8 protein-coding genes and 1 pseudogene are annotated in these 9,393 nt (G+C 34.1%); 7 read left to right on the forward strand and 2 right to left on the reverse strand.

Features of this window, described 5'->3' with window-relative positions; genetic code table 11:
- A pseudogene (locus ACP5O9_RS04540) lies at nucleotides 1-386 on the reverse strand (cobyrinate a,c-diamide synthase); the annotation flags it as partial.
- Nucleotides 387-424: 38 nt separating this feature from the next.
- On the opposite strand from ACP5O9_RS04540, the gene ACP5O9_RS04545 reads away from it, so the two are divergent.
- From ACP5O9_RS04545 to ACP5O9_RS04575, 7 genes are all read left to right on the forward strand, one after another.
- Entirely contained in the window at nucleotides 425-1,285 is an 861-nt protein-coding gene (locus ACP5O9_RS04545; protein WP_353686179.1) for a glycine--tRNA ligase subunit alpha, read from the forward strand.
- Complete coding sequence (gene glyS, locus ACP5O9_RS04550) at nucleotides 1,269-3,305, forward strand: glycine--tRNA ligase subunit beta (RefSeq protein ID WP_428723518.1); 2,037 nt, start codon at nucleotides 1,269-1,271, stop codon at nucleotides 3,303-3,305. Before ACP5O9_RS04545 ends, glyS begins: the two co-directional genes overlap by 17 nt.
- Before the next feature lie 68 nt (nucleotides 3,306-3,373).
- Complete coding sequence (gene pal / locus ACP5O9_RS04555) at nucleotides 3,374-3,913, forward strand: peptidoglycan-associated lipoprotein Pal (RefSeq protein WP_424905015.1); 540 nt, start codon at nucleotides 3,374-3,376, stop codon at nucleotides 3,911-3,913.
- On the forward strand, nucleotides 3,910-4,752 hold the full coding sequence (ybgF, locus tag ACP5O9_RS04560; RefSeq protein WP_353686176.1) for a tol-pal system protein YbgF: 843 nt from the start codon (nucleotides 3,910-3,912) through the stop codon (nucleotides 4,750-4,752). The genes pal and ybgF overlap by 4 nt, the downstream gene beginning before the upstream one ends.
- Nucleotides 4,749-5,711 (forward strand): GTP 3',8-cyclase MoaA, encoded by a 963-nt coding sequence (moaA, locus tag ACP5O9_RS04565; RefSeq protein ID WP_428723519.1) that lies wholly within the window; start codon nucleotides 4,749-4,751, stop codon nucleotides 5,709-5,711. Before ybgF ends, moaA begins: the two co-directional genes overlap by 4 nt.
- 6 nt (nucleotides 5,712-5,717) lie before the next feature.
- On the forward strand, nucleotides 5,718-6,485 hold the full coding sequence (locus ACP5O9_RS04570) for a glycosyltransferase family 2 protein (protein ID WP_353686174.1): 768 nt from the start codon (nucleotides 5,718-5,720) through the stop codon (nucleotides 6,483-6,485).
- A complete protein-coding gene (locus ACP5O9_RS04575) occupies nucleotides 6,457-8,223 on the forward strand; it encodes an ABC transporter ATP-binding protein (RefSeq protein ID WP_353686173.1) in 1,767 nt (588 codons plus the stop codon). Before ACP5O9_RS04570 ends, ACP5O9_RS04575 begins: the two co-directional genes overlap by 29 nt.
- On the opposite strand, the gene ACP5O9_RS04580 is transcribed toward ACP5O9_RS04575, so the two are convergent.
- A complete protein-coding gene (locus ACP5O9_RS04580; protein WP_424905013.1) occupies nucleotides 8,204-9,103 on the reverse strand; it encodes a lysophospholipid acyltransferase family protein in 900 nt (299 codons plus the stop codon). The two genes, ACP5O9_RS04575 and ACP5O9_RS04580, sit on opposite strands and share 20 nt — an antisense overlap.
- Nucleotides 9,104-9,393 lie beyond the last annotated feature (290 nt).

Here is a 9,393-nt window from a genome sequence, read left to right on the forward strand (position 1 = left end):
GCAGCTACTGAACGAGTTATTTTTGTGCAGTCTACAACTAAAATAACAGGACATTTTAAAAGTTTTGCCAGTTCTGCTGAAGAAACTGTGCCTTCAGTATCAAGTCCATCATAAAGTCCTCTATTTCCTTCTATGACAGAGATATCTCCTTTTGCTCTTTCAATAAAAGATTTAATCACTCTTTCAGGAGGAATCATGAATGTATCAAGGTTGTAACATGGATTTTTTGAAAAAAGACTTAACCAGCCACTGTCTATATAGTCAGGACCTTTTTTAAAGGCAATGACATTTAATCCTTTATTAACAAGAAGTGAGATTACTGAAAGAGCTACAGTTGTTTTTCCTGCTCCACCACGAATGCCTGCTATAAGAATTCTTGGATACATTTGACAGAAACCTCTAAGCTAAAGTATCATGAAAATCTATGTATTTTCAAGATATAATTTTTACACTAAACAAATACTGGGCAGAAAAAGGATGTGTGATACTGCAGCCCTATGACATTGAGGTTGGAGCAGGAACTTTTCATAGTGCAACTTTTTTTAAAGTTCTGGGCACAGAGCACTGGCGTACAGGATATGTTCAACCATGTCGAAGACCTACAGATGGAAGATATGGAGAAAATCCAAATAGACTCGGACAGTATTATCAGTATCAGGTTATTTTAAAGCCATCACCTGCGAATTCTCAGGAGATTTACCTTGAAAGCCTGAAAGCTCTTGGTATAGAGCTTAACAGGCATGATATAAGATTTGTAGAAGATGACTGGGAATCTCCAACTCTTGGTGCATGGGGACTTGGATGGGAAGTATGGCTTGATGGAATGGAAATAACTCAGTTTACCTATTTTCAGCAGGTAGGAGGAATTGATTTAAATCCTGTTTCTGTTGAAATAACCTATGGGCTTGAGAGAATTGCCATGTATTTACAGGAAGTAGACAATGTGTTTGATATTAAGTGGAATGAAAAATTTACCTATGGACAGATTCATCGTGACTCTGAAATAGAATTCTCCTATTTTAATTTTGATTATTCTGATCCAGCATTAATAAAAAAACATTTTGATGATTTTGAAAAAGAATCAAGAAGAATGCTTGATTTAGGGCTTCTTTTGCCTGCCTATGAATTCTGTCTTAAGTGTTCTCACATGTTTAATCTTCTTGATGCAAGGGGAGTTTTATCAGTAGCAGAAAGAACGAATTATATAGCAAGGGTAAGGGCTCTTGCAAAGGCTTGTGCAGAATTTTATTTAAAAAAGAGGTCTACAAATGAATCTGCTTTTTGAAATAGGAGTTGAGGAAATTCCAGCAAGATTTATTCCGCAGGCAATCGAGCAATTGGAAGAAAACTCGGGGAAAATTTTTTCTCACTTCAGAATAAATATTGAAGAATTAAAGGTTTATGCAACACCAAGAAGGCTTACAATTAAGGCAAAGGTTTCAGAGGAACAAGCATCAGATGAAAGGCTTATATGGGGTCCTCCTGCTCATCATGCCTTTGATGAACAGGGAAAGCCAAAAGAGGCTGCATATGCCTTTGCAAAAGCACAAAACATAGATGTTTGTCAATTAGAAATCAAGAAAAAAGGCAAAGGAAACTATGTTTGCGCTAAAGTCACACAAAAAGGAAAAAAAACAGAAGAAGTTTTGCCAGAGCTTTTAAAGGAATTATTCTTTTCCCTTAGTTTCCCAAAGATGATGAGATGGGGAAGTGGAACTATAAAATTTGTAAGACCTGTACGATGGCTTATGTGTTTGTATAATGATAAAGTAGTTTCATTTGAGATAGACGGCATAAAAGCAGAAGAAAAGACCTACGGGCACAGATTTCTTACTGAAAATTCAATATCTTTATCAAAAATACAGGATTATGAAAAAGCTCTTAATGAAGCCTTTGTAATCGTTGATCAGAAAGAAAGAAAACAGATAATAATCAGTGAAGCTCAAGAGCTTGCAAACAAAGTAAATGGAAAAGTTCTGCTGGATGAAGAGCTTCTCACAGAAGTAAATTATCTTGTTGAGTTTCCTAACTCAGTTTTATGTGAGTTTCCTGAAGAATATTTAAGTCTTCCTGAGGAGTTGCTCATTACAGTTATGAAAGATCATCAAAGATACTTTGCAGTTACTGATTTTAATGGAAAACTGAAAAATTATTTTATCGTAGTAACTAATACAATAAAAGAAAATGAAGATAATGTTAGAAAGGGTGCTCAAAAGGTTATAAAAGCAAGATTTGAAGATGCAAAGTTTTATTATGAGGAAGACATTAAAAAGGGATTGGATAGTCTTGTTGAGGCAACAAAGGGCATAGTATATCACGAAAAACTTGGAAGCCTATATGATAAAAGCTTAAGAATTTTAAAAATAGCTGAAAGAATTGCTCAAAAAGTTTTACCCAACAAGATTGACTCCCTCCGAATTGCTGCCAGATACTGTAAAGCTGATCTTGCCAGTGGGGTTGTTGGAGAGTTCCCAGAACTTCAGGGAATAATGGGTGGATATTATGCAAAAGCAGCAGGACTAACACAGGAAGTTGCAATGGCAATTACAGAGCATTATCTTCCAAAGAGTTTTACAGATGCTCTGCCTTCTACAGAAGAAGGTTGTCTTCTAAGTTTAGCAGACAAACTTGATCATATTGCCTCGTTTTTTTATCTTGGACAGATTCCTTCAGGGACAGAAGATCCCTTTGGTTTGAGAAGGGCAGCAAATGGAATTTTATCCATACTATTAAGAAAAAAATATCCTTTAAGCATTGAAGATTGTGTTGATACAATAGAGAATTTTGTTGATGAAAATATAAAGAAGCAGATTTCAACTTTTATTGCTCAAAGATTGGAAAGCTATTTTGAGAGTTCTAATTATGGAGTAAATTTGATAAAAACAATCACTGATTTTATTCTGCTTCGTCCTGTTTATGAAGTTGAACAAAGGCTTCAGGCAGTAAAATTATTTTATGAAAGACAAGATTTTGATTCTTTTTTTCTTGCAGTAAAGAGAGTTTCAAATATTATTAAAAATTATGAAAAATTTGAACTAAATCCATCTGTTTTAATTACACAAGAGGAAAAAAATCTTTACAATGCAATTATAGAAAAAAAAGACCAGCTAAAGGAATATTTAACAAAAGCTCAATTTCTTGATGCCTTAAATTGTCTTAATACCCTTACCCCATTTATAAACAACTTTTTTGATAGAGTGCTTGTTATGGATAAAGATGAAAATATCAAAAGAAACAGACTTGCGCTCTTGCAGGAGTTGGCTTTGCTGTTGAAATCTATTGCTGACCTTTCAAAGCTTTATTAATTGTTGTATTATATAAATATGAAAAAACACGGCAAGCCTGTTATAAAAATCCTCCATGGAGGCAAAAAATGAGCATAAAAAATCTTTTCTTAGTTATTTTTTGTCTTTTCTTTGTCTTTGCTTGTGCTGAAAGAAAAATATATATGCCTGAAGGCAAAGTAGAAGGAGAAATCCCAAAAAAAGAAGAAAAAATAGAGGCTGGGAAACCAGAACAGCAAGAAGAAATTTCTACTGAAAAGATGTCAGAGCTTGTAAAAAAACTTCAAGATGAAGTTAGGGATATACACTTTGATTTTGATAAGTATGATATAAAACAGGAAGATATTCCAACTTTAAAAAAGGTTGCCTCTATTTTGCAGGAATACCCAGGACTGAAAGTTATAATTGAAGGTCATTGTGATGAAAGAGGAACAGCTGAATACAACTTTGCTCTTGGACAGAAAAGAGCAAATGCAGTGAAACAGTATTTGATAACTCTTGGAGTGCCTTCATCTAAAATGGAAATAATCAGTTATGGTGAAGAAAAACCTCTGTGCAATGAGCACAATGAATCTTGCTGGCAGAAAAACAGAAGAGCACATTTTGTGTTTATTGAGGAGGGAAAATGAAAAAAATTAGAATAGCATTTACAGGCATTATAGCTTCAGTAATTTTGTCTGGATGTGTTACAACAGGTGAGTTTGAACAGATGAAATCTGATATTGCCAGGCTTTATGTGGAAAACAACCAATTAAAACAGGAAATTTCAGAACTTAAAACAAGGGTTGACAAGATGTCTTCGGATTTAAGCTCAGCAGTGGCATTAAAGGAAGGGCAACTGACCCTTCTTGCTCAAACACAGGATTATGTAAAGGAGCTTCAAATTCTAAAAGGAAGATTTGAAGAAAATTCTTTTCAGAATGAAAAAAAATTTAAGGAACTAAGCGATAAAATAGCAGAATTACAAGCTAAATTAACTCAGCCAGCTCAACCCTCAGAAAAACAGCAACCAGCAAAAGCTCCTGAGGAACAATTAAAAGATCCCAAGGCAATTTATGATTCAGCTCATATTGATATGAAAAATAAGAAGTTTGCCTCTGCAAGAGAAAAATTTCAGGAAATAATAAAAAATTATCCAGATTTTGAACTTCTTCCAAATTCTTACTTCTGGATTGGCGAAACATATTATAATGAAAAAAAATATGAAGATGCCATTCTTGCATATGAAGAATTCTTAAAAAGATATCCAAAGCATGAGAAAGCTCCTGGTGCACTTCTTAAAGAAGGAATGGCTTTTGTTGAGTTGAAAGATAAAAAAACAGCAAAGGTGGTTTTTGAAAGAGTTATTGAAAGATATCCTCAATCCAAGGAAGCAGAGATTGCTCAGCAAAAAATAGCTGAGATACTTAAAAGCTGGAATTCTGATAAAAAGCCTACCAAAAAAGTAAAAAGCAAAACAAAAAGATGAAAGATAATTTTAACAGAAACATTGATTATTTAAGAGTTTCAGTAACTGATAGATGTAATCTCCGCTGCATTTACTGCATGCCTCAGGAAGGTATTAAATTTGTTCCTCATGATGAAATATTGCGTTATGAGGAAATCCTTAAAATAATAAGGATTGCTACGACAATAGGAATCTCTAAAATAAGGATAACAGGTGGAGAACCTCTTGTGAGAAAGGACATTGTAAGTTTTATTGAAAGACTCTCTAAGATACAGGACATAAAAGACATGGCAATGACAACAAATGGCACACTTTTAAAAAAATATGCAAAGGACCTATACGAGGCAGGGCTTAAAAGAGTTAATGTTAGTCTTGACTCTTTAGATGAGAATAAATTTAAAACAATAACAAGATCAGGCTCATTGAAAGATGTTCTTGAAGGGATTGAACAGGCTTATAAAGCCGGACTATATCCTATAAAGATAAATGTAGTGGTAATGAAAGGAATTAATGATGATGAAATAGAAAAATTTGCCCGCTGGAGCATGGAAGTTCCCTATCAAATAAGGTTTATAGAGTTTATGCCAATTGGGCAAAACAACTGGGAAAAAGAGTTATTTATCTCTGGAGAAGAGGTAAAACAAAAAATAGAAAATACAGTAGGCAGTCTTATACCTGTTGAGATAAAAAAATCAGGACCAGCTGAGTATTTTATTCTTGAAGGTGCAAAAGGATTGCTGGGTTTTATAAGTCCTCTTTCAGCCCATATATGCACAAGATGTAACAGGCTCAGGCTTACTGCAGAAGGGAAATTAAGACCATGTCTTTTCTCAGACAGAGAAATTGATTTAAAAAGAATTTTAAGAAGCGGTGCATCAGAGGATGAAATAAGACAAATTCTTATAAAAGCAATTCAGCTTAAGCCTCAGAGCCTCTCTGACAATAGACCTTTAAGAGCGATGTCAACAATAGGGGGCTGAGTTTTTTTGAAAATTCCTGTATCAGTGGCAATCATAACGAAAAACGAAGAAAAAAACATTAGAGATGCTCTGGAGTCTGTTAAAGATTTTGAGGAGATTGTTGTTATTGACTCCTTCAGTGAAGACACAACAGTGCAGATATGCAGTGAATATACAGGGAAGATTTTTCAGTGCCAATGGCAGGGTTTTGCCAGACAGAAACAGCTTGCTATAGATAAAACAACTCTTCCATGGGTTCTGGTTTTAGATGCTGACGAAAGAGTTACAGAGGCTTTAAAAAAGGAGATAAGGGATAAAATTAATGAAGATAAAGATGGATATTTTATACCAAGAAAGAATTTTTTTCTTGGTAAATGGATCAAACACAGTGGCTGGTGGCCAGACTATACGCTTAGACTTTTTAAAAAAAGCAAAGGAAAAATGCAGAAAAGACAGGTCCATGAAAAAATCCTGGTTGAAGGTAAAGTGGGACATTTAAAAGAGCCTCTGCTTCATTACACTTATCACAGCATTGATGATTTCATAAGAAAAATGAAGAGCTATGCCTGCCTGGCAGCAGAGGAGATTGTTAAAAACAATCCTTCTCAATATAAAATAATTTTTAGGATGATCTTTTCTCCTCTTTTTACTTTTTTTAAAATGTATATTTTACGAGCAGGATTTCTGGATGGTCTGAGAGGATTTATTCTGGCAGTTCTTTACAGTTTTTACTCCTTCTTAAAATATGCCGAAGCATGGGAAAAATATGGAAATAGAAAAACAATTCAAAATTAAGTTTAAAAAACAATGGATAGATGACCTTGCAGTTTTCTGGAGACTTATTAAGGAACATCGTCTAAGACTCCTTCTGGCTCTTGTTTGCGGGTTTGCAATATCAGGAATAAATGGAGCCATTGCATGGAGTGTTAAGCCTGCAATGGATCAGATTTTTGTTAAAAAATCTTCGGAGTATCTTTATCTGATTACTTTTGGAGTTGTGATTCTTTTTACTCTAAGAGGTGTTTTTACATTTTTAAATAACTATCTAATGAACTCAATTGGTGCGAAAATAGTGAAAAATATAAGGGACATGATTTATGAAAAGCTTCTTAAACTGCCTTTTTCATTTTTTTGCAGGGATTCTTCAGGCAATGTCATCTCCAGGGTTTTAAATGATGTAGATCTGCTTAAAAGCACAGTTTCAAATACAATTAAAGACTTCATTGTTGAGGGATTGACTGTTGTTGTTTTAGCAGGTGTTGCTTTTTATCGTAGATGGGACCTTGCGATTCTTTCCTTTGTAGTTATTCCTTTTATGATTTATGTTATGACAGAACTTGGTAAAAACATGAAAAACATAGGCATGAAAACTCGATTAAGAATTGCAAAAGTGACCACTCTTCTTCATGAAACACTTCATGGTATAAAGATTATTAAGGCTTTTACAATGGAAAAAGACATGATTGAGCGTTATAAAAAAGCTCTTGGAGAGCATTATCGCAATATAATGCGCGAAGTAAGAACAGAAGAGTTTACCAATCTTCTTACAGAGGTGATTGCTGGAGTTGGTGTAGCAATGATACTTTTTTATGGTGGATGGCTTGTTGTTCACGACAAAATTTCTTCTGGAGACTTTTTTTCTTTTGCCACAGCTGTTATTCTCATGTATACTCCTCTTAAAAGGCTGAGCAGAGTAAATGCCTCTTTTCAGAGGGGAAGAAATGTTATTGAAAGATTGAGAGAAATAATATTTGTTGAACATGAGCCTGAAAAGGGAGTTGAAAAAGAGTTGAAAGGTCATATTGTGTTCAAAAATGTTTCTTTTAAATATCCACTTGCAAAGGATTATGCTTTAAAAAATGTTTCCTTTGAAATAAAACCTGGCGAAACTGTGGCAATTGTTGGTCCTTCAGGTGCAGGTAAAAGCACAATAGCAGATTTGCTTGCAGGATTCTGGTATCCCACAGAAGGAGACATATTGATTGATGGAGTAAGCATTCAGGAGCTTTCTCTTTACAGTTTGCGGTCTCAGATTGCTCTTGTAACTCAGGATATTGTTTTATTTAATGATTCAGTAATAAACAATATTAAATTTGGCAATATTTCATCCAGTTTTGAAGAAGCTCTGGCTGCTGCAAAACTTGCAGATGCCCATGATTTTATTATGAAATTGCCTCAGGGTTATGACTCCTTGATAGGAGAAAAGGGAATTTTGCTTTCAGGAGGACAAAAACAAAGAATAACAATAGCAAGAGCGATTCTTAGAGAACCGAAAATTTTAATTTTTGATGAGGCAACTGCGTCTCTTGATACAGAGTCAGAAGAGAAAATTCAAAGAGCACTTGAACAAATGAGAAAAGGAAGAACAACCATAGTAATTGCTCACAGGCTTTCTACAATCAAAAGAGCTGATAAAATCATTGTCATGGATAAAGGACAGATTATTGAACAAGGAACTCATGAAGAGTTACTCTCACTGGGAGGACTTTACAGTGAACTGTGGCATCTACAGTTTAGTCCAGGCTCTTCTTAAATCTTCTGTGAAACCAGTAATACTGTTCAGGATATTTTCTTATCAGGCTTTCAAGAATGAAGTTGTAATTTTCAATCAGTCTTACAAAATATTCATCGGAGGATAAAAAACTCTTGTTCTGAGATGGTTCAAGTGATTGAAAAATTTTTTCTTCCCTGTAAATTTTTATGGTGTGTTCTTCCTTTTCTCTCACAATGAAAATAGGAATTATTGGAGAATTCTTCCTTAAAGCAATTACAAAAGCACCTTTCTGACATTGAACATACTTACCAAAAAATTTTGCATATACTCCTGGTCTTGCCTGGTCAGCAAGGATAAAAACTATCATGTTTTTGTTTAATGCTTTAATAATCTCCTTTGGCACTTCTCTGTCAGAATGCATAGGAATTGGATAAATTTTATAGGAACTTATCAAATTGTAAAGAAATCCTTTTGGCAAATACTTTCCTTCTTTAAAAAGCACTGCTACAGGATAACCTTTTTCAGCGAGCCATGCAAGCATTACAGGAATATTTCCAATATGCCCGCTTAATGCAATAACTCCTTTATTTTGTTTTAATGCCTCATCAAGCACTTCAAGTTCCTCTGCCTTTGCCCATGAAGCGAGTTTTTCATTTTTTTTGACAATAAAGGCAACTTCAAGGGCAGTTAATATAACTTCCTGAATAAATTTTTTCAGGATTTTTTTTAGTTCTTTTTCGCTGTATTGCCCTTGAAAGGCGATTTTTAAATTTTCGAAGGCAATATGTTTTCTTGACCAGGGAATGTAGTAAAGAAGGCTTCCTAACAGGATTGAAAATTTCTGAAGATGCTGTTTTTTTAAAATTTTTCCAAGCCAAAAAAATAGTTTAAGCCCACCCTGGAAAATAATATGTTTCATAAATGCTTTCATAAATTAGTTCAAAGATTAATTATAATACCCTCATGTAAGAATTACAAGGATTAGGAAGTTTTAAGAAAAACAACGAAATTGTAATTTCATACAAATTTGTATAATCCATATTCTCACAAATCCTTTAAAATCAATGAGTTACACTCTGGCACATATTTCGCATTTATAAAAGTAAAAATTAAATGGAGGTGCTGTTATGAAAAGTTTTAGGTATGTTGTAGTAGTTTTAGCTCTTCTGATGTCTGTTTCTTTGGTTAAGGCAGAGGAAGTAAAAAAGG

Source organism: Thermodesulfovibrio sp. (assembly GCF_049969575.1).
In the GTDB taxonomy this organism is placed as follows: Bacteria; Nitrospirota; Thermodesulfovibrionia; order Thermodesulfovibrionales; family Thermodesulfovibrionaceae; genus Thermodesulfovibrio; species Thermodesulfovibrio obliviosus.

Bases quoted from the DNA above. Each gene is read 5' to 3' on its own strand.
- ACP5O9_RS04575 (WP_353686173.1), top strand. From the start codon at position 6,457: ATGGAAATAGAAAAACAATTCAAAATTAAGTTTAAAAAACAATGGATA.
- ACP5O9_RS04580 (WP_424905013.1), bottom strand. From the start codon at position 9,103: ATGAAACATATTATTTTCCAGGGTGGGCTTAAACTATTTTTTTGGCTT.
- ybgF (WP_353686176.1), top strand. From the start codon at position 3,910: ATGAAAAAAATTAGAATAGCATTTACAGGCATTATAGCTTCAGTAATT.
- glyS (WP_428723518.1), top strand. From the start codon at position 1,269: ATGAATCTGCTTTTTGAAATAGGAGTTGAGGAAATTCCAGCAAGATTT.
- moaA (WP_428723519.1), top strand. From the start codon at position 4,749: ATGAAAGATAATTTTAACAGAAACATTGATTATTTAAGAGTTTCAGTA.
- ACP5O9_RS04545 (WP_353686179.1), top strand. From the start codon at position 425: ATGTATTTTCAAGATATAATTTTTACACTAAACAAATACTGGGCAGAA.
- pal (WP_424905015.1), top strand. From the start codon at position 3,374: ATGAGCATAAAAAATCTTTTCTTAGTTATTTTTTGTCTTTTCTTTGTC.